Genomic DNA, 24,970 nt, shown 5'->3' with positions numbered 1-24,970 from the left:
AGTTGGAAAATAAATCCCTTATGTGTTAGATTTGATTCGTGTATTGATGTATACTTGTCATAACAATATACATATATGAATACGGAGATGAACGAATGATTACAATCGCTGATATCGCACAACTGGCAGGGGTGGCAAAAAGCACGGTTTCGCGTTATCTTAATGGCGGCTCCGTCAGTGAGGCAACGAAAAGGAAAATTGAACATGTCATCAAAGAAACGGGCTATACACCCAATGCGTTTGCTCAAAGTTTAAAGGCAAAGAAAACGAACATCATCGGTACCATTGTACCGCGCCTTGATTCGTATGCCACGTCCCGTACTTTGATCGGAATTGATGAACGGTTAAGGGAATTTCAATATCAGATGTTGATTTCGAATACGAGCCAAAATTTAGCGCGTGAAATTGAAAATATTTACACACTGGCCAAACAAAAGGTAGCTGGAATCATCTTGCTGGCAACACAAATAACGGATGCTCATCTAGAAGCGTTTCATGAGATCCAAATACCTGTATTAGTGGTCGGGCAGCAGCATCAAGATGTGTACAGTTTAATCCATCATGATGAAGAGGCGGGCTACGCTATCGGAAAATATGTTCTTGAGAAGGGGCATCGCAGAATTGCCTATTTAGGTGTAACGGAAAAAGATATTGCCGTAGGAGTAAAGAGAAAGGAAGGGTTCAAACGAGCGATACGAGAGGTGGAAGGCTGTGAAGTCAAATTTTTCGAAACGAGCTTCAGCATGGCCGAGTCCGTGATAAAGGTACCCTCCATCATAGAGAAGTTTCAGCCTTCCATGTTAGTATGTGCAACAGACAACATCGCTCTTGGTGCGTTAAAGGCAGCTAATTTAAACGGGCTAACGGTTCCAGCTGACTTATCCATCACAGGTTTTGGCGGGTATGAATTGACAGAAATGATGCACCCTGGTTTAACGACTGCAAAGTTTTACTACAAAGAAGCAGGAGAAATGGCAGCCCAAAGCATCGTGAAGTTAGTGAACGGCGAAGAGATTCCGAAATTAACTCTATCAAATTATGAAATAATTGAAAGAGAAAGCGTTGACAAACGAGTTCTCCATGAATTATAATCATAGCGAAACCGGTTCCAACACAGGTTTCATATTACATCTTTTGGAACCGGTTCCTATGAGTATGGAAGAATGTTATTTTTTTTAATTGAAAATGGAACCGGTTCTGTTAATCGGTAAAGAAATATTTTTTTATTCATTTACGGAACCGGTTCCAACGCCAGACTATAAACGAGGGGGATTATCATGAATCATAAGGAAATAGCCAAAGACATATTACAGGCAATCGGCGGCAAAGAAAATGTGGCAGCTGCCGCTCATTGTGCCACACGATTGCGCTTAGTGCTAAATGATGAAGAAAAAGTCGATCAAGCGGCACTGGATGGAATGGATGTTGTAAAAGGAACCTTTTCCACCGGCGGCCAATTTCAAATCATTTTAGGGTCAGGCACTGTGAACGAAGTATATAAAGAACTTGCGAAGCTGACCGGTCTTTCAGGCATGTCGACAAAAGATGTGAAGGATGCGGGAGCGAAAAAAATGAATCCGCTTCAACGTTTTGTGAAAATGCTTTCTGATATTTTCGTGCCGATCATTCCTGCCATTGTAGCCGGCGGTTTGCTAATGGGGATCAACAATCTGTTGACGGCACAGGATTTATTTGTAGAGGGACAATCATTAGTAGAAGCCAATCCGGGACTGGCGGATTTAGCGGCTCTCATTAATACATTCGCCAATGCGGCATTCGTCTTCTTGCCGATTTTAATCGGTTTCTCGGCCACACAGCGGTTTGGAGGAAACGCTTATCTTGGAGCGGCACTTGGGATGCTGATGGTTCACCCGGATTTGCTGAATGGCTGGGGGTATGGCAGCGCGTTGGTGAACGGTGAAATACCGGTATGGAACATCTTTGGATTTGAGATTGAAAAAGTGGGCTATCAAGGCACCGTGTTACCGGTTCTTGCCGCGTCCTTTATTTTAGCGAAGACCGAAACCTATTTGCGGAAAGTCGTTCCATCTGCACTGGATAATCTTTTAACGCCATTATTAACGATTTTTATTACAGGAATTTTAACGTTTACGGCAGTAGGGCCGATTACACGCTCTGCGGGGAACTTGCTGACAGATGGCATGATTTGGTTATACGATACAACAGGCTTCATCGGCGGTGCGGTTTTTGGACTTCTTTATGCACCGATTGTTATTACAGGTATGCACCACAGCTTCATTGCCGTTGAAACGCAATTACTGGCGGATATGGCCAAAACGGGCGGTTCATTCATTTTTGCGATTGCGGCCATGTCCAACGTTGCACAAGGCGCAGCTACACTTGCCGTGTTCTTTTTGACAAAAGACAAAAAAACGAAGGGGACGGCATCCGCAGCAGGAATTTCAGCTTTATTGGGAATTACGGAACCGGCAATGTTCGGTATCAACCTGAAATTGAGATATCCATTTATCGGAGCGATTGTCGGTTCGGCAGCAGGCTCTTTATTCGTCACTTTATATAAAGTAAAAGCGGTAGCGCTTGGGGCGGCTGGCCTTCCAGGCATCATCTCGATTAAGCCGTCTTCGATCATTTTTTACATCTTCGGTATGGCGATCGCCTTTGTCGTCGCCTTTGCAACAACGGTAGTATTAGCGAAACGAGACAGAAAGAAAACAACAAGTGATACAGGTAGAAAAGCGGCATAGTGAACGCATGCCAAAAGAGGGGGAATCGCGTGATTCTCCTCTATCTGTTTAAGGGAGTGGACAAACATGGAATGGACAAAAGAACAGCGATACCGAACATTGAAAGAAGCCGGCGGGGATGAAATGGCGGAGTTAAAAGCAAGAGTTGACAGCTGTCCGTGGCGGCAAATGTTTCATATACAGCCGGGTACAGGGCTTTTAAATGACCCAAATGGGTTTTCTTATTATAATGGAGAATATCATTTGTTTTACCAATGGTTTCCGCTTGGACCCGTACACGGTTTAAAGTATTGGTACCATATGAAATCAAAAGATCTTGTTCATTGGGATGACGCGGGTGTCGGATTAGAGCCGAATGATTATTACGACAGCCACGGGGCCTACTCGGGGAGTGCCATTGAGCATGAAGGGAAGCTGCATCTGCTTTATACAGGAAATACCCGTGATGAAAACTGGGTTAGACATCCTTATCAATGTCTCGCAGTTATGGATGAAAAGGGAAATATCTCTAAATTGGACAAAGCGGTCATTTCATCCGTACCAGCAGGATATACGGATCATTTCCGCGATCCGAAAGTGTGGAAAGAAGGCGACACCTTTTATGCGGTCATTGGCGCACAGCGGACAGATGAAACGGGCTGTATTGTGTTATACAGCTCACCGGATTTGCTTGATTGGACATTTGAGGGTGAAATTGGTACGAACTTGAATCCATTCGGCTATATGTGGGAATGCCCCGATTATTTTGAGCTGCAAAATCACGGTGTATTGATTTTTTCGCCGCAAGGATTAGCTCCAGTAGGAGACAAATATCAAAATATTTATCAATCCGGATACATCATTGGGGAGACATTAAACGTGCAGCAAAAAACATTGAAGCACGGTGATTTCATCGAGCTTGATAGAGGATTTGATTTTTACGCTCCACAAACGATGGTGGATCCGAATGGGCGCCGCATTTTAGTCGGCTGGATGGGCTTGCCGGAAATCGAGTACCCGACCGATCGAAATGGCTGGGCACACTGTTTAACATTGCCTCGCGAACTATCAATCCGAAACGGGAAATTGATTCAGCAGCCTGTTGCAGAGCTTCAGGCACTTCGAGGACCGGAGACGAAAGCAGAAGATACAATTCGTAACGAGTCGAAAACATATGATGGTTTTACGGGCACTGCCTATGAAATGGTTTGCGAATTTACGAATATCGATGCAGCGGAATTCGGAATTGAATTTCGGGTAAGTGAACAGGAGAAAACCGTTTTGACCTATGATGCAGCGGCGAAAAAGGTGATTCTGGACCGCACTCTTTCGGGAGAAGAGGTTGGCGCAGATTATGGAACGATCAGAAAATGCGAGATGGATGCAGCGAAAGTAAAGTTTCATTTGTTCGTCGATGTTTCTTCTGTTGAAATTTTCATCAATGATGGGGAAGAGGTATTCACGAGTCGGATTTTCCCTCAAGAGGATAGTGACGGCATCCGGTTCTTTGCATCAGGAGGAAGCGCGGCGTTCCAGGCGGTGAAATGGAATTTGCGTCAAAATCCAGAAGAAGGACAAAGATATGACTGCAATGAAATGGCAATGCTAGGAAAGTAAGGATGAGGTGGAAAAAGTGGGACGTTTATTTTCAATCGGTGAAGTATTAATTGATTTTATTCCTCTGCAAAAGGGCAGAGCATTAAAGGATGTTCTCTCTTTTGAACGCGCTCCAGGAGGGGCCCCTGCTAATGTAGCCGCAGCTGTGGCTAAGTACGGAGGCTCTGCCTCGATGATTACAAAGCTGGGGAAGGACGCTTTTGGCGATTTTCTTTTGGAACAGCTGCAAGAAGCGGGCGTCCAAACAGACAAAATCACGAGAACGAAAGAAGCGAATACAGGATTGGCGTTCGTATCGCTCCGGGAAGACGGGGAACGGGACTTTTCGTTTTACCGAAATCCTTCAGCAGATTTATTGCTGACAGAAGAAGAGATTGATGAGAGCTGGTTTGAGAATGGGGATATTCTTCATTTTTGTTCCGTTGATTTAGTGGAAAGCCCGATGAAACAGGCACATCGAAAAGCCATTCAATTCGTCAAAGAAAAAGGCGGTATTATCAGCTTCGATCCGAATGTGCGCCTTCCGCTTTGGAATGATCCGGAAGAATGCAGGACGACCATTTTAGAGTTTATCCCAATGGCCCATCTTGTGAAAATCTCGGATGAAGAGCTGGAGTTCATTACGGGTATCGCAGATGTAGAAGAAGCCATTCGTTCTTTATTCACAGGCGATGTAAAGGCTGTCATTTTTACAAAAGGCGCAAATGGAGCAGACGTTTATATAAGAGATAAGAAATACGAGTCGACAAGCTACCGGGTTGACGTACAGGATACGACCGGTGCGGGAGATGCTTTTATTGGCGGAGTGTTGTACAAGCTGCTCGAGAAGCAGGCAGACCAGAGTAATTTAGAGGATATTCTCAAAGACAGCCATCCACAAATCCTTGCCTTTGCCAATGCGAGCGGGGCCCTTACCACAACGGGAAAAGGGGCGATTTCTGCTCTTCCGGAAAAAGAAAAAATTAATCAGTTAATCGAAGGAAATAAGTAAAAATAGCTTAAAAAAGCAGAAAGAAGCCCAGCTTCTTTCTGCTTTTTTGTTTAATGGGCTTTGTTAAAAAATGCTATAATAATTTACTTACTTTTGTACTGGAGGTGTTTTGCTTGGAGATTCGGAAAGCAAGTAAAGAAGATATAAAGGGCGTAGCAAAGGTTTATGTTGATGGTTGGAGGACTACTTATCGCGGCCTAGTACCAGACGATTATCTGGCCGAATTATCTTATGAACAGGCAGAAAAAAGATGGAATGCTTTTTTTAATAACGTAAATGGATCTTTTATTTATGTTGCAATTAATGATGCGGGGGAAATGATAGGTTTTGCATCAGGTAAAAGTAGTGCTGACGAGAATTTCGATGGAGAATTATATTCTCTGTATCTCTTCCAGGAATGTAGAGGATTAGGCGTTGGAAGGCAGCTTGTTTCAGCTATCGCCAAGCATTTTAAAGAACATGGCATGCTTTCCATGATGGTTTGGGTGATGAAACAGAATAAATCTGGACTAGGTTTTTATGAATGTTTGGGTGGAAAAGAATATAATCATAGGACTAGTACGTTTGGAGAAACCGTAGTGGAGGATGCCGCGTACGGATGGAAAGATATCTCGGTATTATGTGTTGAGTAAAAATAATGAAGATTTAAACATATGTACCTTGTTGAATGGATAGCGTCAACAAGGTACGATTAATACAGAGAAAAAAATGGTCGTTTTTATTTTGCTGAAATATCAACATAGCTGTTTAAGAGGGAAATCTAATTAAAACCTTTCAGTCATCGATTTAATATTCATTAAAAAATTCTTGGATTTTCTTTGGGTTCTTTGTTTAGGTTAACGTAAACATCAGCAAAATACGCGATTTTTGAGGGTTTAATGAACCTGATGAGACCAGGCCGTTTTGATGATCAACAGCTTGTTGTTTCAGGCTTGTTCTTACTTGCCGCTGATATAAAAAGTGGTGTCCCAAATCCTGAAAATAATAGAGTGGTAGTTAAAGAGACGGTTCCTAGTGCTATAACAAAAATGGTGTCGTTCATCATGTTTGTTATAGATGCAATATTACAAAATGTCTATTATTTCCCAATCAAGGATATGAATGCATGTCTATTGACATATATTTCGCTATTCGAAATATGTCGAGCAAATAGGTTGTATACACTATTAACACTACTAATATGAAACAGGATAATAGAATAGTGTTACATTCAACAATAGGGTGGGGGAATCGTTGATGAGTTTGAAAAACAAAGTATTATCTGTTTCTTTATCTAGTTTAATGGCGTTTGGAGCTGTTACCGCAGCGGCTGTTCCAGCAGGTGCGGTTGGAAATGGTCCAACTCCCGGGCATGGTTCCATCCAAACATCGATACTGCATACGTATGAAAGCATGATCGATTATCTTGAAAAGCAAGATGCCAAACAGGACACGCTGGAACTTGAAGTTATTGGACAAACGGTAAAAGGGCGAGATATTTATATGGCAAAATACATATCCGATCCAAATAATCCGACGATTTTGTTTTTAACTCAGCAGCACGGAAATGAACAGCTTACGACTGAAGGGGCACTAGAGTTCATTAAGCACTTAGGTACGAACAAAACGAAAGGTGTTTTGGAAAATGTCAATGTACTCGTCATTCCAATGCTTAATGCAGACGGAGCTATGGGGGATGTTGATTTTTCACTTGATGACTACTTGGCAGACGGCGATCGCCATTTAACACGTTACAACGCGAACGAAGTGGATTTAAACCGTGAACATGATAAGTCTGTCAACGATATGGAACCAGAAGCGAAAGCATTGCACGAAAATGTGTTGGCCAAATACGATATTGATTATATGATTGACTTACACCATCAAGGGGCTATGAGTGAAACAGAAGGTGAGCTTGTGTCGGGTTCCATCCTTTACCCGACAAATGCAGAAGTCAAACAAGAAGTGTTAGAAGGCTCTAAAAAACTTGGAGCTGTTGTGTATGGTGCTCTTGAAGAGACAGGCTGGGGCCATATAGGCAAATACAGTGGAGGAGACGGTAAAAATATTGGGCGCAATGGTGTGGCCGTTCGTTATGATATTTCTACTCTTCTTTTTGAAATGCGCGGAATGTCCGATCATTATATTGAGTCATACGCGCTAGGACAAAAAAGCAACGGGTATTTAATTAAGCAAACGATTACGACATTAGATGCGACGGTAAGAGCCATTGCAGATGGATCGATCGAAACAGCGGATACAAGCTTTTGGGACACGCTTCCTTTCCAAACAACAAGGACAGGTGAAGAAGACGATAATGAATAGTTTTGTTAAAAGGAGACCCGTGCGTTTTGCGGGTCTCTTTGCTGCACGTGAAGTACCGGGGTTTTTTCATCCTGTTATAAAAATCAGAAAATTTATAATATTTAGTATTTACATGTTCCCTTACTTCTTGTATGATGAATATACACCATACATACACCACAAATAATTTCATCAACCAAACGGTGAAAGGGGAGATGTGGAAAAACAATGAAAAAAGCAGCAAGAAACATAAAGGAAAGGTGTGGTTCCAGTGATTTGAGTGAGGCGAAGGCAGATGAAGGATTTGCCGGGGATACAAGATACCATCATTAAAAAGCTCTCTTGCCATGGGGAGATCCTCCTAATTATATAGATGTACGGAAAGGATTAGCATTATCATGAATGAAGAAATAATGTAAGCGGCCTTGTGCTTCCTCAGAGGATGGACAAGGCCGCTTATTGTTGTTTCCGATAAACATACATGGCATACCCAGGAGAAACAGGCCGCGGGCGATAGAAGCAAGATGATGGATGGAGGGGGAAAAACATGACTGAAAATCTGATTGTAGGGCTTTTATACATTATTTTGTCGATAAGTTTGTTAGCCGTCGTGTTAATCATGATAGGAGGTGTTTTTCCCTTCTTACCATAAATAAGCTTGGTTTCTTCTATTTCTATCGTATTTATGACTTATTCGTGCAGAAGAAGGCTTTCATAGAGCCTTTTTTGGTTTGTCAGGCGATTTCCTTCCGATAATGAACGGCAGACAACCGCTTTAAGCCTTTAAGCTTTAACAGTTGTTCGTCAAGCATCGCAAGTGCCTCAGCTTTGCGGCCTTGCTGGACTTTTTCTTCGACTTCAAGCCAAGTGACATAATCTTGATCTTGTATTTTCCCCTTATATTCCTCGTAGCCGGAGTTGTCCTGTTCTTCATAGGCGATGACCGCGCTGTAATACGATTTCACATCGTCATCTTTCATTTGTGGGAGCAGCGCTTTTACTTCTGTATACTGCTTTTTCTTCGTGAAAAGGAGAAGGTTGGAAGCATTTTGCATACGCTTGGAACGGATGCGTTGAAGGGACGCCTCCGCTTTTGGCATGTCATCATTGAAAAAATGATAAAGAAATTGATAATGTGCCTGTTTCGACTTTCCAAGAAATTTCATGATTTTCTTTTCGTCTTTTTCAAATAAAATTGGATAAAACGACTGCCATAAAGAAAGGGCTGTAAATCCGATGAGGGTAGCAATTAAAACCCATTGCGAAACGTTTAACATGCCCATTATAAGAGCGGTGATGAATAAAGCAACGTACAGCCAGAGCAATTAAACTCCTCCTTGATAACTTTGTGTCATGATTCCTTTGATGAATTTGATATAGGAGACACCTTTTTCTTCATTTTTCTCCAATATTATACATCATTTGAAGGAATCCGTCGTTCGTTTTATTGGAAATGCAGCTATGGGAAGGGTTTCAAAGATTTTCCGCATGTGAAGTCCACTCCTTCATTAGTGGACTGTAAGCCAAGCATTCCAATTGTGATCGTGAATCTGATGTATGTCAAACACTTAAAGAATTTAGATCATAACTCACCACTCCCCTAATTTTCTATGATTGAAAATAGAGGCATTGCTTAGTAAAATAGGGAGATTTATAGTATAGATAAAGGAAAATATAAACAACGGAGTATTTGATTATTCTATTAGGAGGATATATGAACCAATTACTTTCTCTCAGTCCCCTTTTTCTCATTCTCTTGTTGACCGGGTGTATAGACAATGAATTGAATCAATCTATCATGAAAGAAGAGAGGATTGAACTTGAATTTTTTTCACCGAAACCTGAAACAGAAGTGATTTTTAATGAACTTATTCAAGAATTTGAAGCGCTGCATCCGAACGTGACGATCAAGCAGGAAATCGTGCCTGAACCGATGACAGTGTTAAAAGCAAGAATTGCACGAGGAGATATTCCGGATCTGTTTATTACGTATCCGATCGAACAAGATTACAAAGTAAGAGCTGAAAAAGGATATTTGCTGGATTTATCAAATGAACCTTTTATTAAGGATATCCAGCCAACTATCCAAAATCGCTATCTTGTAGACGGAAAGATGTACGGTGCTGCTTTAACGCAAAATGCGGTCGGTGTTTTGTATAATAAGAATCATTTTGAAGAACTAAATTTGGCCATTCCTCAAACCTGGAATTCGTTTGTTCACACATTGGAAGCGTTAAAGTCTAATGGAAAAACAGCTTTAATTATGCCGAACAACGATATTAACCAGGCAAGTATTTTTAATCTAAACTTAGTGGCAAATGAATTTGAACCTAGCTATTGGGAAAAAGATGAGTACTCAATCGTATCTGATCCGAGGTGGAGAGAAATATCTGAGAAAATGCTTACTGTACTTTCATATGTGCAGCCAGATTCTTTTAAAGACAGTTATTATGATGCCAATAAAAAATTTGCAAATGGTGAGGGTTCAATGTACATTATGGGCACATGGGCGCTTACAATGATTGAAAAATCCAATCCTTATTTAAATTACGGAATTTTTCCATTTCCAGCAATAAATCAAAAGGAGCACAACGTATTAGGGGGAGTTGATATCGGCTTTGCGGTTTCGGCTGATACGAAGCATCCCGAAGAAGCAAAAGCGTTTTTAGCGTTTTTAATAAAAAAGGAAAACGCTCAACGAATGTCCGATTTCGAAGGTTCAATCAGTGCTGTTAAAGGAGTTACAAACACCTATAAAGAAGGGCATTTAATAAGAGCAAAAATCGCAAGCGGGCAAGTAGCAAATTGGCCAAACCATTACTGGGCAGGAGGAACTGCCGCAGAATCGGAGTTTCGAAAATATACGGCCAAGTTTTACGATGATCAAAATATCGATGTTTACCTTCAAAATCTGGAAAAAATGTTTAACCGCTATGCAAATGCTGCTGAAAAGAATTAGGTGCCGATATGATTAAATTTCAACATAAGTTAATTATAGCTTTTCTTTGTTTTGTGTTAATTCCAATTATTATTTTAGGGGTTGTTTCTTACACAATCTCATCCACCACGTTACAAAAAAATATTAGTGAGCAGATGATCCAAACGTTAAAGGCGGTTGATCGCAATTTATTAGCCACTGTTTCTGAAGTGAATTTCTTTTCTGACTATGTTGTTTCATCAAGTGCTGTTCAGGACTATTTAAGTACACAAAATGCGTCCTCGATTTATGAATTTTACAGCGATCAGCAGGAGATCGCCGCAAAGATGTACGGAAATTCACAGATTGACAATCTTGTTCTTTATACGCTTGACGGAAATGTAATTACGTATAATGATGAGAAGGTTACGAACTTAGATACGCTTCGCTCAAGTTTGTTTTTGGATCAGATTTTACAGGAAAAAGGACGTCCGGTTTGGTTAACTCCATATGAAAACCAAAACCTGTTTTTTAGTCAAGAATATATGCTAACGCAGGCAAGAGTCGTAAAAGACCTTAACACACTTGATGATTTAGGATATTTCATCTTACAGGTAAAACTAAATTTATTTGATCCAATTTTTAAAGATATTTATGGAGGTCCGAGTGATGAATTAATTGTAAATAAAGAAGGAATCGTGCTTTATTCATTAAATCGCAATTTCATTGGAAGAACATTAGACATAGAAAGTTTTTCTGAATTTCCAATAAATAAAAGCGGTTACCTTACTGCTGAATGGAACGATGAAAAAAGTTTGATAACGTATATGCCGTCCAGCTTTGAAACGGGAGGTAACTCAGAGCTTTTCCTCGTATCGATAAAGCCGTGGAAAACAATTGCCAGTGATATCGTTAATATTCGAAACACGATGTTAGTCGTTGTAGGGTTTACGGTGTTAACCACGATTTTATTTAATTTATTGTATTTAAAAAGAATTTCCCATTTTATTCATGAACTGTTAACAAGCATGAAGCAAGTTGAAAGCGGCAGATTAAGCAAACGAATGGGAAGATTTAAATTTAAAGAATTACAAAATATTTCGCAAGGCTTTAATAACATGATTGGCAAACTGCAGCAATTGATGAGCGACATTGAGAACGAACAGGAACGCAAGCGCGAGGCGCAGTTTAAAGTGTTGCAGCAGCAAATCAATCCTCACTTTTTATACAATACGCTTGAGTCGATTAATGCGCTCGCTGCTTTAAACGGTCAAAGGGAAATTAGTAAAATGACGATTAACCTCGGTAAACTGCTTCGTATCAGTATTAATGGCGGTTATGAAGTAAAAGTAAAAGATGAAATCCGTCATGTAATCAGCTATCTTGAAATACAGAAAATAAGATTTGATAATCGCTTTGCTTTTGAAGTTAATGTAGAGGAAGAGCTGAATGATTATCCGGTTCTTAAACTGATTTTGCAGCCGCTCGTAGAAAATATTCTTATCCATGCGTTTTCAAACAGTGACGATGAAGGAGGGCTCATTAAGATTAGAGGAACGATTTCAAACGGTCAAGGCGAGTTTTGGATTGAAGACAACGGCAAGGGTATTGACGAAAATGTTTTAATCGAATTAAATAAATGGAAACTAGAAAATCATCATACTCAAAGAAATAACGGTCATGGTGTACGCAATGTGGATGAGCGAATCAGACTTTTTTATGGCGAAAAATATGGTCTGCTCATTTGTTCGACGAAACATGAAGGCACGTGTATTAAAATTTCATTTCCGATTAAAGGTGATTAAATGGGATATAAGGTAGTAATTGCGGATGACGAAAAAATCATTTTAAAAAATCTTACGAGAATCATTGATTGGAACGGATTAGATTGTGAAATTATTGGAACCGCTCAAAATGGACAAGAAGTCATGGAAATCTTTGAAAATGAACAAGTCGATCTTCTCTTAACGGATATTTCAATGCCGGAAATGAGCGGAATTGAACTGTTAAAAACATTAAATAAGCGCGATAACAAGCCGGTAGTTATTTTAATAAGCGGTTATGATGACTTTGAATATGCAAAAGAAGGGCTTAAAAATAACGCGTTCGACTATATTTTAAAACCAATTGATTATGATGAGTTGGAAGATTGCATTAAAAGAGCGCTTCACAAATTAAAAGAGCAAAAGGTAAGTGCGTATGAGCAAGAGAAATATGCCATTTATGAGTTGATTACGTCGGGAAAAGCGGACGCTTCACTCAGCAACAAACAAGCCTTTTATTTCTCAATAATCGTAAAAAACTATAAAGAAGGCATTGAAGCGATTTTTACAAAAAATAAAGAATTCCTTTCTAAATGGAATCCAAACTTTTTTGTTTATAAGCTTTCAGATAAAGAAGTTATTGTAGTCGTTGAAATGGCACATCACTTTATCAATGAAGCGGAGAATATTATCGAAGTCTTTTCAGGGAAGCTTCTTGAAGAAGGCTCGGCTCAATGCATCATCTCAATTGGTAAGGTTGTTGAACAGTTATTTGATGTAAAGCAGTCGGTTCATTTTGCCAAGCAATTATTAAAATATGAAAATTATATAAGCGGCAATGTTCTGACTGAAGAGCGGTTAAAAGAAGAATATAAAACGACTCAATCCGCGGCAGAAATGATGGAAGAGGCGCTTGAATATATCCGAAATCACTTTCAAACCGATCTTGGCGTCGAACAGGCAGCCGAAAAAGCAGGGTTAAGTGTGAGCTATTTCAGTCTGCTTTTTAAACAAAAAACGGGTCTTACCTTTCTTGATTATTTAACGAATGTCAGAATGGAATATGCCTGTCTTTTCCTGCAAAATACCGATCTTAAAACATATGAAATTGCCAAGAAAGTCGGCTATATCGATCAGCGCTACTTCAGCCAAGTGTTTAAAAGGAAAATGAATCAAACACCCAGTCAATATCGAAAGTCGGTAAAGAATAAGTAAGTCTCTCACTATTTGGTGATGAGGCTTTTTTCTTTTCTTGTGCTTGTCGGGGATGATCAAGGCACTTCTGCTTTGCTGCCATAATAAGAATTTAAACATTTTTTAGAGAAATGCCGCGTTTTGAAAGCGCTGTAAATATCTTATCATTAAATTATGAAAACGCTTCATAAACCCATATCTCAGTGATGGAAGCGCTTGATCATATCTTTTGAAAAATAAGGGGGAGAAAGAAATATGAAAAAGTTCATGTTGTTCATTTCCATTCTGTCTTTAGTTTTTTCATTAGCTGCCTGCAGTTCAGACAAAACTAGCAGCAGTGAAAAAATTATGATTTGGACACAGGCATCAGCTGATCATCCGGAAGGAAAAATGTTTGCAGACCGCGTGAAAAGCTACAATGAAGCAAATCCAGACAAGCCGCAGGTAGAAATTCAAAATATTACACGCGCCGGCGCCGGCTCAGGGTACATTGATAAATTAAACGCAGCAATTACGGCAAATGACATGCCTGACATTTTTACACTGGATGGTCCGGATATTGGTGCTTATGTAGATGCGGGGCTTCTTGGTGAATTAGACGGCTATATGAGCGAAGGATTTAAAGAAGGGTTCACACAGTCAATCATTGACCAAGGCACGGTTGATGGAAAGTTTTACGGAATGGGTTACTCAGATTCAGGTGTAGCAGTTATGTATAACGAAGACATGATTAATGCTTTACCAGAAGATTTAAAAGCATTAGTTCCAGCGGTTGATGAAGATTGGACATGGGATCAATTCGTCGACTTAGCCCGCAAAATTGATGAGTTTGCCAAAACAACAAATGATCCTGCCTTTGAAAACTATGAAGTGGCTGTAAGTTTATTATTAACAGATATTACTGCAGGTGCTTATGAGTTAGGAACCTATTATTTTACACCGCTTCTTTGGGGAAATGACGCAAACATTGTTGGAGAAGACGGTGTAACGGTTGATGGTGCGTTAAACAGTGAGAAAAGTGTAGAAGCATTAACGAAATATGCGCAGTTATTTGAAGAGCCGGCACTTGCAAGCGCAACAGAGTCGGAAAAAACGTTCCATACAGGAAAATCTGCTTTATCTGTAAGCGGTTTCTGGTATGTGAGTGAACTTGTTAATAATTATCCGAACTTAAAGTTTAAAACAGTTCGTTATCCGAAAATGAACGAAAATTATGATGGATTATACACTCCATCCGGAAGCTGGGCGTTTGTTCGTAACGGACAAATTGAAGACGAAGAACGCGTGAAGCAAATTGTCGAAGTAATGGAATGGTTAAATAACGATGAAGCGGCAAAAGAGTATTACCATATGAATGGATCGATTCCGACACGAGTTCATTCAATTGATGTCATTGATACAAATACGGACAACCCGTATCACAATGATGCGTGGACAGTATTAAAATATCAAGTTGAAGAAACGAATAAATCCCGTCCGGTATCACCTGGCTATCCGTATTTATCAGAAACATTTGCAAAAGATGTTATTTTAAAAATCGCCCAAAACAAAGCAACGGATTCAGAAACGATTCAGCAGTATTTAGATGATGCGGCAAAGAAAATTGAATTAGAATTTGCAAAGTATAAAAAATAATTTAAGAAATAAAGAGGCGGGGGAATAACCTCACCTCTTCATTTCTAAATAAAGGATGTGAAATTATGAAAAATGTAAATTTAGGCCGCTTTGTTCAAGTGAGGAATTTAACGGAGCATCATCGGAACAGCGAGCATTATAAAAAAGGTGAAGTTGCATCAGCATATGGGTTTTTAATGCCGGCGATGGTACTTGCTGTTCTGTTTATTGTTCTTCCGATTATTTTAGCGTTTACGTACGGATTTACGGACTATTATTTATTAAAGCCGCATGAAAAACAATTTACCGGTCTTGAAAATTTTAAACGAATGCTGACAGATGAAGTATTAATTCAAAGTTTTTATAACACGATCAAATTTACGGTCCTTGTTGTGCCTTTACAGCTATCAATGGCACTTGGTTTAGCACTTATCGCAAATAAAAAGTTAAGAGGGATCGGCTTTTTCCGCACAGCTTATTTTTCACCGGCGGTTTTATCATTAGTTGTTATCTCAATTCTGTGGACGGTTATGTTAAATCCGACATCCGGACTCATTAATGAAATTCTTATAAATCTTGGTCTTTCAAAGCAGCCGTTTCTCTCTAGTCCAGCGCAAGCGATGTACACAATTGTTGTTATCTCTGCATGGTCAGGCTGCGGCTATCAAATGATGATTTTCTTAGCTGGATTACAAAACATTGATTCCAGTTTATATGAAGCGGCAGACATTGACGGTGCAAATACATTTCAAAAGTTTTTATTTATTACGATTCCTTCCTTAAAGCCCATTTTAATGTTTTTATTGATTACAACGACTATTCAAGCGTTCAAACTGATTGTTCAGCCGATGGTTATGACAGGCGGCGGTCCTGATTATTCAACAATGACGGTTCTGCAATATATTTATGAATATGGATTCCGTCACCGCAATATCGGCTATGCAAGTGCGATTACATTAGTATTTACGGTGTTCTTAATTGTTGTATCAATTGGAGTGAAAAAGCTATTTAGAGAGGAGAAATCAGCATGAAGATTATAAAGAAGATGTCCTTTTCCTTCCTTGCTTTCATCGTCGCCCTGCAGTTTCTTATTCCTCTTGCGTGGATGATTCTTTCTTCTTTTAAAACAGACGATGTGATTTATAAAGATATCGGCACGATTTTTGCAATTATTCCAAGATTTGAAGACCTGTCGCTTAAGTCCTATACAGAACTACTCGGTTTTTATAATATATTTGACAATGTCTTAAACAGCTTAATTTATGCGTCGATAACGGTTATTGTCGGGTTAACGATCAATTCGTTAGCAGGCTATGCTTTAGCAAGATTTAAGTTTCCATTTAAAGACTGGATTCTGATTTTTGTGATTGCATTAATGATCGTTCCGATTGAAGCAACAATTCTTCCTTTATTTTTAATTGTTAATGAGATGGGATTAATTAATACGGTTCCGGGTTATCTTTTACCATTTATCGTAAATGTGATGAACATCTTTTTATTCAGGCAGCACTTTCTATCATTTCCCGGTGAGTTAATTGAAGCAGGGAAAATTGATGGACTGAGTGAAATAGGCTGTTTCTTCCGAATTGTTGTGCCATCAAGCTTAAATATGTATATTACAGTTGGTATTTTAACTTTCTTAGCTTCTTGGAATGATTTCTTATGGCCAGTTATGGCGCTGTCTAAGGCAGAATTAATGCCAGTTCAAGTGGCCTTAAATGCCGTATTTAGTGATACGTACAATATTTTCACAAGTCATATTATGGCTGCCTTAACGATTGTCACAATTCCAATTGTAATCTTATATATTATTTTCCAAAAATACATTGTCAGCGGCTCAGTACAAAGCGGAATTAAATAAGAGAGGTGCATTATGAATCGATTACAAAAAGCGAACGAATATATTCGAAACAACAAAACGAAAACAACAAATCGCCCTTATTTTCACTTTTCACCTGAAATCGGCTGGATGAATGACCCGAACGGCTTTTCGTTTTACAAAGGGAAATATCATCTTTTTTATCAATATTACCCGTACGATATCGTTTGGAATGATATGCATTGGGGCCATGCGAAAACAGAAGACTTTATTACGTGGGAGTACCTCCCTGTCGCGCTCGCAAACGACAAAGCTTACGATGCAAATGGGTGCTTCTCAGGAAGCGCGATTGAAAAAGACGGAAATCTTTATTTAATGTATACCGGCCACATTGATCCGAATCTCGGCTTTGACCGAGATGAGCGGGAAGTTGCCGAGCGTCAATGTATTGCTTTTTCCAAAGATGGCGTTACCTTTGAGAAATATGAACAAAATCCGGTAATTGGTGAAAAACAGTTACCGGAAGGCTATCTGATTTGCGATTTCCGTGATCCTAAGGTGCTTGAAGTAGATGGAGTTTACTATTGTGTACTAGCGGTTAGAAACGTACAAAGACGCGGCGAAATTATTATGTTTCAATCAACGAATCTATTAGACTGGGCCTTTCATTCATCGATTTACCAAGCGAAATTTGAAGACAATCTTCTGTTAGAGTGCCCGGATTTATTTCATGTGGACGGAAAATCTGTTCTTTTATTTTCTGAAATGCCGTGCGATCCTGAATATCAAGAAGTTGTTCAAAATACTACCGCTTATGTAATTGGTGAAATGGATTTCGAAAAGGGAATTTTTACACCAGAGAAAAAAGGACTGTTAGATTACGGCCAAACGTTTTATGCGCCGCAGTCTACGGAAGGAAAAAATCATGAGCGTCTGCTAATCGGGTGGATGCATCGCTGGCATCAAACATTACCTCCAAAAGAATACGGCTTTAACGGCATGATGTCGCTGCCAAGAAAGTTAACAATTCAACATGGTGAATTAACTCAGCAGGCAGCGATTCAACACGAAGCATACTTTAAACAAATAGTTAGTCTTGAAAACAAACAGTTACAAAATGAAGTCTTTGATATCGAGAGTGAAGGGGCAGGGTATTTAAAGCTCCACTTTTCGCGCTCAAGCAGTACAAAATTTATGGTTGAATTCCACAAAAAGGATACGACATCAACGCGCATCCATGTAGATGTCACGAACAACCGCATTTCCTATGATTCTGATTATGGAAATCAAGGTATCATCACTATTAATGATTGTTTCCGAGATGATGAGAATACGCTGGAATTTTACGTTGACCTTCATTCAGTAGAATTATTTATTAACGACGGCGAAAAGGTTGCCACCTTTACCTCGTATGATCAAGATAAAGGGAAAACAATTTCGATTTCTGCGCAGCATAACATTGAATTAACACATGTCCATTTTGAGGGATTCCTTTCTTAATTTATTAGTTATGAGGAGTTTTATTGGTTAAAAAGGTGCATCACTTAGATAAAAGTGGTTCAGTTTTTTCTTCATAGCTGAGGCTGACGCCGAAGAAGAGGTATTTGCTGTTGTTTGCCATCGCCCTACTGCCAAAAGAAAAGCGCCAATAGAAAAAGTCCACCAAAAAACGGCGGACTTTTTCTTATATATATGCTTTTTCAGCAGAATCTCTCTTTTGATAAGCCATAACCAAATCCGTCATATATGCACAAACAGCGACGGATAAAACGGTATAAGCGACTTCATTCCAATTCAAATAAATCAGCGATACGGCCAAAACGATTCCATCAAACAGAAAGTAAACCTTCCCGACAGAAAGGCGGGATAGTTTGCTTACAATAAGAGACAGAATATCGTCTCCACCGGTCGCGCCGCCGTAACGTAAAATCAGGCCGAGACCGAATCCCACAAGAACACCGCCAATGATGGCTGCAATGAACAAATGCTGGGACAGATTAATCTCAAACGGTGAGTAGCGCTCCATCAACGCGTAGAAAAAGGAGAAAGACGCTGCTCCTATAATGGTTTTAATTGCTATTCGTTTTCCAAGTAATTTAGAACCGAGCCAAATCAATGGAATATCGAGTAAAAGCGTCGTGATAGACGGAGAAATATTGAACAGTTGCTTGATCAATAAAGCAATGCCGATAAATCCGCCTTCAGCTAAGTTATTTTGCACATGAATATGGTAAAAAGCTGCTGCTAAAATGAATGAACCTAAAACAATGATACCTGCTTCCTGCCAACGAATCCGTGTCATCATTATTCCTCTTTCGTAGTTAGTTTTTTGTTCCTCTATCCGGAAACTAACTACGCCATATACAGCAAAGAGCGGCTGCCCTTTTATGTGTAGTCAGCTTCACCGCTAACTACCGCTCTATATATAGCAAAAGGAATAACGAGGTCGTTGCTCCAACATAATGTCGCCCACTTTCGTTTTTGTTGACTGCAATGGAATCAGCAAACAAAAACGCTACGTATAGGATGAATCTTGCCTATGCCAAATGCTCCTTTGAGCAAGCATGGTATCAAAATCCTTTCTTTATAAAATATATTTCTATTTTATCATATGAACAAAAAGGAGCGGGAAGAATCAGTCCTGTTTACGGTATCTTAACAAAAGGGTGAGAGGGTTTTATAAATAAGTGCCAGTCCTCTGTCTGGTTAAAGCATTAACTCAGCAGGAGGCTGACCCCTATTTAGCAACGACTAGTTGTTTACTTTATCCCTTTATATTGTTCTACTCAAAGGGTCTCTTTATTTACGGCTACTTTTTCTGTGAGATTGGATTCTTCCCATCCCTTGCAAACATCAATCTATATATCATTAGTAATCTTAATGATTATGATAATTATTATATATTTTACTAATACGTTGATTTGCGGTAAAGTTTAACTAAGAAAATTTTTTAGGAAAGTCTTAAAGCAGAAGTATATTATTAAAACCGACTTGACTTATAGGAATAATCAATCTAGGATAAAATTAATCTTTTATTTCTTAACTGAAAAAAATGAATAGCAAGAATTGTTAAATCTCGTCATTAAAAGTAAAATGATGTAGGGTAAGTTTATATTTTTTGTGAGGTGGATATCGTTGCAACTTCAGGTATTGAACAGTCCGTTTAATCAGGAGCAGGCAGAGCTCCTTAATCGCCTTCTGCCAACTTTGACAGAACCTCAACGATTCTGGCTGAGTGGTTATTTGGCTGCAGGCCAACCTGTCGCAGGGGCGTCAGTGTCAGAAATTTCTGCACAAAGCACTGTAAAGGCAATCTCGAAAGAAGTGACCATCCTTTACGGATCACAGACGGGCAACGCACAGAAGCTCGCGGAAAATGCCGGTAAAACGCTTACCGCACAAGGTTTTCAAGTAACCGTCTCATCTATGAGCGATTTTAAACCTAACAGTTTAAAGAAAGTTCAAAATTTGCTGATTGTCGTGAGCACACATGGAGAAGGCGAGCCGCCGGATAACGCGCTGTCGTTCCATGAGTTTCTTCATGGCAAACGGGCTCCAAAGCTTGACAATCTCCGTTTTTCAGTTCTATCGCTTGGTGACAGCTCATATGAGTTTTTCTGCCAGACAGGAAAAGAATTTGATTTACGCCTGGCGGATCTTGGCGGGACTAGATTATCTCCACGCGTTGACTGCGATGTTGACTTTGAGGAGCCGGCAGCAAAATGGCTGGAAGCCGTTCTCGGCAGCTTAAATGAAGGCCAAGGTGAAAGTGCAGCGCCAGCTCAGGCAGCAGCACCTCAAGCACAGGTAGTTGAAACAGTGTATTCCAGAACGAATCCGTTTCAAGCGGAAGTACTTGAAAATATAAATTTGAATGGCCGCGGCTCAAATAAAGAAACGCGCCACCTTGAGATATCGCTTGAGGGATCTGGCTTGACATACGAACCCGGAGACATCGTCGGTATTTATCCGACAAATGATCCAGCTCTTGTTGATATGCTTCTTCAGGAGTTGAAATGGAATCCGGACGAAACCGTAACAGTCAATAAAGATGGGGAGACTCGCCCGCTTAAAGAAGCGCTCACTTCTCATTTTGAAATTACGACGTTAACAAAACCGGTTCTTGAACAGGCATCAAAACTGTCGGCGAATGAAGGCTTGAAAGAGCTTGTATCTCCGGAAAACCGCAACAAATTAAAAGAGTATGTGACAGGCCGAGACTTGCTGGATTTAGTTCGCGACTTTGGCCCATTTGATGTACCGGCGCAGGAGCTTGTCTCCATTCTTCGTAAAATGCCGCCGCGTCTTTATTCCATTGCAAGCAGCTTATCCGCTAACCCGGAAGAAGTGCATTTAACCATCGGCGCAGTCCGCTACGAAGCACACGGACGTGACCGAAAAGGCGTCTGCTCTACTTTATGTGCGGAACGTTTAGAGCCAGGGGATACATTGCCTATTTTTATTCAAAATAACAAACACTTTAAAATGCCGGAGAGCCCGGATACGCCAATCATCATGGTTGGACCTGGAACAGGGATTGCCCCATTCCGCTCGTTTATGCAAGAGCGTGAAGAAACAGGAGTACAAGGAAAATCATGGATGTTCTTTGGTGACCAGCATTTCGTAACAGATTTCCTTTATCAGACGGAATGGCAAAAATGGCTGAAAGACGGCGTGCTGACAAGAATGGATGTCGCGTTTTCACGTGACACAGCGGAAAAAGTGTATGTACAGCACCGCATGCTTGAACAGGGTAAAGAATTATTCAAGTGGCTTGAAGAAGGTGCGGCCGTTTACGTTTGCGGTGATAAGAACAATATGGCGAAAGATGTTCATAACGCACTGATTGAAGTTATTGAAAAAGAAGGTAACATGAGCCGTGAAAAAGCGGAAGAGTATGTTGCCGAAATGAAAAAGCAAAAACGTTACCAACGTGATGTATACTGATTTGGACTGAAAGGAGTTTTTCCAACATGGCAGACAAAATTTTAACAGCGCCGGACGGCCCGCCAAGTGATGTTGAAGGAATAAAAGAAAGAAGTAACTATTTACGCGGTACATTGAAGGAAGTCATGCTTGACCGGATGAGTGCCGGCATTCCCGATGATGACAATCGACTGATGAAACACCACGGCAGCTATTTGCAGGATGACAGAGACCTCCGTAATGAGCGCCAAAAACAGAAATTGGAACCTGCGTACCAGTTCATGCTGCGCGTCCGTTTACCGGGGGGCGTGGCAACGCCGGACCAATGGCTTGTCATGGACGACCTTGCCCAAAAATACGGCAACGGAACATTAAAACTGACAACACGCGAGACATTCCAGATGCATGGCATTTTAAAATGGAATATGAAAAAGACGATTCAGGGAATCCATGCTTCCCTGATGGATACAATTGCGGCTTGCGGTGACGTGAACCGGAACGTTATGTGTACCTCAAATCCTTATCAATCAGAAGTCCATACTGAAGTATATGAATGGTCGAAGATTTTAAGTGATCAATTATTGCCGCGTACAAGAGCGTATCATGAAATTTGGCTGGATGAAGAAAAAGTGGCCGGCACACCGGAAGTAGAAGAAGTTGAACCAATGTACGGTCCGCTTTATTTACCGCGGAAGTTTAAAATCGGAATTGCAGTCCCGCCATCAAATGATATTGATGTCTTTTCACAAGACCTTGGGTTCATCGCTATTGTTGAAGACGACAAGCTTGTCGGTTTTAATGTGGCAATCGGCGGCGGCATGGGCTTTAGTCACGGTGACAAAGCAACCTATCCACAGCTCGCCAAAGTCATCGGTTTCTGTACACCGGAACAAATGTATGATGTAGCGGAAAAAGTGATTACGATTCAACGTGATTACGGAAACCGTTCTGTCCGTAAAAATGCCCGGTTCAAATACACGGTTGACCGCCTAGGCCTGAAAAACGTCAAGGCAGAATTGGAAAATCGCCTCGGCTGGAGCCTTGGTGAAGCGAAGTCTTATCATTTCGACAGTAACGGCGACCGCTATGGCTGGGTGCAAGGCGTTGAAGGAAAATGGCATTGTACATTATTTATCGAGGGCGGACGTGTTGCGGATTTTGACGATTACAAGCTGATGACCGGTTTGCGCGAAATCGCTAAAGTCCATACTGGAGAATTCCGCTTGACGGCTAATCAGAACGTGATCATTGCCAATGTATTAAGTGAGAAAAAGAAAGAAATCAGCGAGCTGATTGAACAATACGGTTTAACGGAGGGCAAGCACCATTCAGCACTTCGCCGCAGTTCAATCGCATGTGTTGCTCTTCCGACTTGCGGACTGGCAATGGCAGAAGCAGAACGCTATTTACCGACTCTCATCGATAAGATTGAAACGATTGTGGATGAAAGCGGCTTGCGGGACGAAGAAATTACAATCCGTATGACTGGCTGTCCAAACGGCTGCGCGCGCCATGCGCTCGGCGAAATTGGCTTTATCGGTAAAGCACCGGGCAAATACAATATGTATCTCGGTGCAGCCTTTGACGGCAGCCGTCTGAGCAAAATGTACCGTGAAAACATCGGAGAAGAAGAAATCTTGAAAGAACTGCGTGTCCTTATTCCTCGATATGCAAAAGAACGTGAAGAAGGCGAGCACTTCGGTGACTTCGTCATCCGTGCAGGTGTCATTAAAGCAACGACAGACGGCACGAATTTTCATGAATAATTAGCAGTAAAAAAAGAGGCAGGATTTTCCTGTCTCTCAGATTATAGACAAAAGGCATCCGAATGGCAACATTCGGATGCCTTTTGTCTATAATCTAAATATTATTCTTCTTAAATGAAAGAATAATAATATTTTAAATAGATTAAATATTACAAAAAATATTGTTAGAAAACGCTTCCTACTGATAAATTAATGGAAGGGCATTTACAAACATGGATAAAAATACATTGAAGGAAGTTAGGATGTGATAGTGATGTCTATTAATCATTCATACCGTGATAAAAAGGTCATGACGATGGGCATTGTAACCGAAATGACGGGGTTGTCTGAAAGAAAGATTCGCTATTATGAAGAAAGGAGGCTTATTTTTCCAGATCGTACATCTTCAGGTATACGCAAATATTCTTTTTCTGATATAGAAAGGCTGATGGAAATTGCAGAAAAGGTGGAAGACGGTGTTCAAACGGATGAAATTCGCCGAGAATTTAAAAAGCGGGAAAGTGAAGCGGATTTAAAGAAAAAAATGCTCAGAGGTCAATTGAATTCTCATTTTCAACGAACGGCTTTTAAATAGAGCTGTTCCTAATTTTTATATCAATGAGGGAAAAGAGGTGAAAAGATGAACATAGAAAAGCCGCTAGAGGAATTTATTGGAGGCGGACAAACAAAATGGTGTACCGATACCTTTTCACTTTAAACAATAAAGGGAATATTTCTTCCAATTATGCATGTCTATTTTTGTAATGTTTCTACATATTTTGTAACGTTATGATAACTTTTGTAGAAGTTATTTTCGTTTTACCTCCTTTTGTTCATAATATTTATTAAATACTGAACTACTGAATTTAAATATACTAGTGACTGGAAAATTTCTGTGAGGAGAGAGAAAACAATGGTAACAATAGTAGATGCAGTAGATCCACAAGGAGACTTACAAAATGGGATTGATATGAAAAGGCAAGAGCTGATTCACTTAGGGATAAATTACGGATTTTTAGATAAAAAAACGATAAAGTGCAGCCAAGACTTGGATGAGCTTATCAATTTGTATATACAGAGGCAGAGAAAACGACTTTGATAGTCAGCATAACTGTTGTTAGTGGAAAAAGATTTACTCCGATTAAGTGATGAAAGATTGCAAAAGTATTAGTAGGAACTTTAGACAAAAAGAAAAAAGGCGTCGGGGTAAGACGCCTTTTTTCTTTGGGAGTTATTCATAAAACGTGGAAACATTTTATAACAATGAGCTTTTGCTTATATACATCATATAATTATTTCAAGTGTACACGCTACAGATATGGCAGAATGTCTGACATAGAAAATACAATTTAAGCGAAAATTTGTTTTTTGCATATTCTCCTAATAGTATACATTT

Annotated in this window: 19 protein-coding genes; 17 read left to right on the top strand and 2 right to left on the bottom strand. The window is 40.0% G+C overall.

What is annotated here, in order from left to right:
• Window positions 1–95: 95 nt before the first annotated feature.
• The 6 genes from BK575_RS16885 (at window position 96) to BK575_RS16855 (ending at window position 7,617) form a co-directional block, all read left to right on the top strand.
• On the top strand, window positions 96–1,091 hold the full coding sequence (locus tag BK575_RS16885; RefSeq protein WP_078411869.1) for a LacI family DNA-binding transcriptional regulator: 996 nt from the start codon (window positions 96–98) through the stop codon (window positions 1,089–1,091).
• Between the two features lie 186 nt (window positions 1,092–1,277).
• The gene (locus tag BK575_RS16880; RefSeq protein WP_078411867.1) at window positions 1,278–2,726 is read left to right on the top strand and encodes a sucrose-specific PTS transporter subunit IIBC; all 1,449 of its coding nucleotides are present in this window, start codon (window positions 1,278–1,280) and stop codon (window positions 2,724–2,726) included.
• 66 nt (window positions 2,727–2,792) lie between these two features.
• Entirely contained in the window at window positions 2,793–4,322 is a 1,530-nt protein-coding gene (locus tag BK575_RS16875) for a glycoside hydrolase family 32 protein (protein ID WP_078411865.1), read from the top strand.
• 16 nt (window positions 4,323–4,338) lie between these two features.
• Window positions 4,339–5,313, top strand: a complete 975-nt coding sequence (locus tag BK575_RS16870; protein ID WP_078411863.1) for a carbohydrate kinase family protein — start codon at window positions 4,339–4,341, stop codon at window positions 5,311–5,313.
• A gap of 104 nt (window positions 5,314–5,417) precedes the next feature.
• Window positions 5,418–5,945, top strand: coding sequence for a GNAT family N-acetyltransferase (locus BK575_RS16865; protein ID WP_235867498.1), 528 nt, complete (start codon window positions 5,418–5,420; stop codon window positions 5,943–5,945).
• 604 nt (window positions 5,946–6,549) lie between these two features.
• Entirely contained in the window at window positions 6,550–7,617 is a 1,068-nt protein-coding gene (locus BK575_RS16855) for a M14 family zinc carboxypeptidase (protein ID WP_078411857.1), read from the top strand.
• Window positions 7,618–8,330: 713 nt separating this feature from the next.
• Here the strand turns inward: BK575_RS16855 and BK575_RS16850 are convergent.
• Complete coding sequence (locus tag BK575_RS16850; RefSeq protein ID WP_078411855.1) at window positions 8,331–8,921, bottom strand: hypothetical protein; 591 nt, start codon at window positions 8,919–8,921, stop codon at window positions 8,331–8,333.
• Between the two features lie 389 nt (window positions 8,922–9,310).
• On the opposite strand from BK575_RS16850, the gene BK575_RS16845 reads away from it, so the two are divergent.
• The 7 genes from BK575_RS16845 to BK575_RS16815 all read left to right on the top strand — a co-directional run bounded on the left by BK575_RS16845 (window position 9,311) and on the right by BK575_RS16815 (window position 18,403).
• The gene (locus BK575_RS16845; RefSeq protein ID WP_078411853.1) at window positions 9,311–10,555 is read left to right on the top strand and encodes an ABC transporter substrate-binding protein; all 1,245 of its coding nucleotides are present in this window, start codon (window positions 9,311–9,313) and stop codon (window positions 10,553–10,555) included.
• A gap of 8 nt (window positions 10,556–10,563) precedes the next feature.
• Window positions 10,564–12,318 (top strand): cache domain-containing sensor histidine kinase, encoded by a 1,755-nt coding sequence (locus BK575_RS16840; protein ID WP_078411851.1) that lies wholly within the window; start codon window positions 10,564–10,566, stop codon window positions 12,316–12,318.
• Entirely contained in the window at window positions 12,319–13,491 is a 1,173-nt protein-coding gene (locus BK575_RS16835; RefSeq protein WP_078411849.1) for a response regulator transcription factor, read from the top strand.
• Between the two features lie 234 nt (window positions 13,492–13,725).
• Window positions 13,726–15,105, top strand: coding sequence for an ABC transporter substrate-binding protein (locus tag BK575_RS16830; protein WP_078411847.1), 1,380 nt, complete (start codon window positions 13,726–13,728; stop codon window positions 15,103–15,105).
• Between the two features lie 65 nt (window positions 15,106–15,170).
• Window positions 15,171–16,115: a carbohydrate ABC transporter permease gene (locus tag BK575_RS16825; protein WP_078411845.1), complete on the top strand. Its 945-nt coding sequence runs from the start codon at window positions 15,171–15,173 to the stop codon at window positions 16,113–16,115.
• Window positions 16,112–16,945, top strand: coding sequence for a carbohydrate ABC transporter permease (locus tag BK575_RS16820; protein WP_078411843.1), 834 nt, complete (start codon window positions 16,112–16,114; stop codon window positions 16,943–16,945). The genes BK575_RS16825 and BK575_RS16820 overlap by 4 nt, the downstream gene beginning before the upstream one ends.
• Before the next feature lie 12 nt (window positions 16,946–16,957).
• Window positions 16,958–18,403, top strand: coding sequence for a glycoside hydrolase family 32 protein (locus tag BK575_RS16815; protein WP_078411841.1), 1,446 nt, complete (start codon window positions 16,958–16,960; stop codon window positions 18,401–18,403).
• 184 nt (window positions 18,404–18,587) lie between these two features.
• On the opposite strand, the gene BK575_RS16810 is transcribed toward BK575_RS16815, so the two are convergent.
• Complete coding sequence (locus BK575_RS16810) at window positions 18,588–19,208, bottom strand: YitT family protein (RefSeq protein WP_078411839.1); 621 nt, start codon at window positions 19,206–19,208, stop codon at window positions 18,588–18,590.
• Window positions 19,209–20,038: 830 nt separating this feature from the next.
• Here BK575_RS16810 and BK575_RS16805 point away from each other — a divergent pair.
• The 4 genes from BK575_RS16805 (at window position 20,039) to BK575_RS16790 (ending at window position 24,673) form a co-directional block, all read left to right on the top strand.
• Window positions 20,039–21,850, top strand: a complete 1,812-nt coding sequence (locus BK575_RS16805) for an assimilatory sulfite reductase (NADPH) flavoprotein subunit (RefSeq protein ID WP_078411837.1) — start codon at window positions 20,039–20,041, stop codon at window positions 21,848–21,850.
• A gap of 26 nt (window positions 21,851–21,876) precedes the next feature.
• A complete protein-coding gene (gene cysI / locus BK575_RS16800) occupies window positions 21,877–23,595 on the top strand; it encodes an assimilatory sulfite reductase (NADPH) hemoprotein subunit (protein ID WP_078411835.1) in 1,719 nt (572 codons plus the stop codon).
• Window positions 23,596–23,848: 253 nt separating this feature from the next.
• The gene (locus BK575_RS16795; RefSeq protein ID WP_078411833.1) at window positions 23,849–24,169 is read left to right on the top strand and encodes a MerR family transcriptional regulator; all 321 of its coding nucleotides are present in this window, start codon (window positions 23,849–23,851) and stop codon (window positions 24,167–24,169) included.
• Between the two features lie 318 nt (window positions 24,170–24,487).
• Window positions 24,488–24,673, top strand: coding sequence for an aspartyl-phosphate phosphatase Spo0E family protein (locus BK575_RS16790; protein WP_078411831.1), 186 nt, complete (start codon window positions 24,488–24,490; stop codon window positions 24,671–24,673).
• The last annotated feature ends 297 nt before the right edge of the window (window positions 24,674–24,970 follow it).

It is taken from the genome of Priestia abyssalis (assembly GCF_002019595.1).
Taxonomy (GTDB): Bacteria; Bacillota; Bacilli; order Bacillales; family Bacillaceae_H; genus Bacillus_BA; species Bacillus_BA abyssalis.
This window is presented reverse-complemented; position numbering and strand designations above follow the sequence as displayed.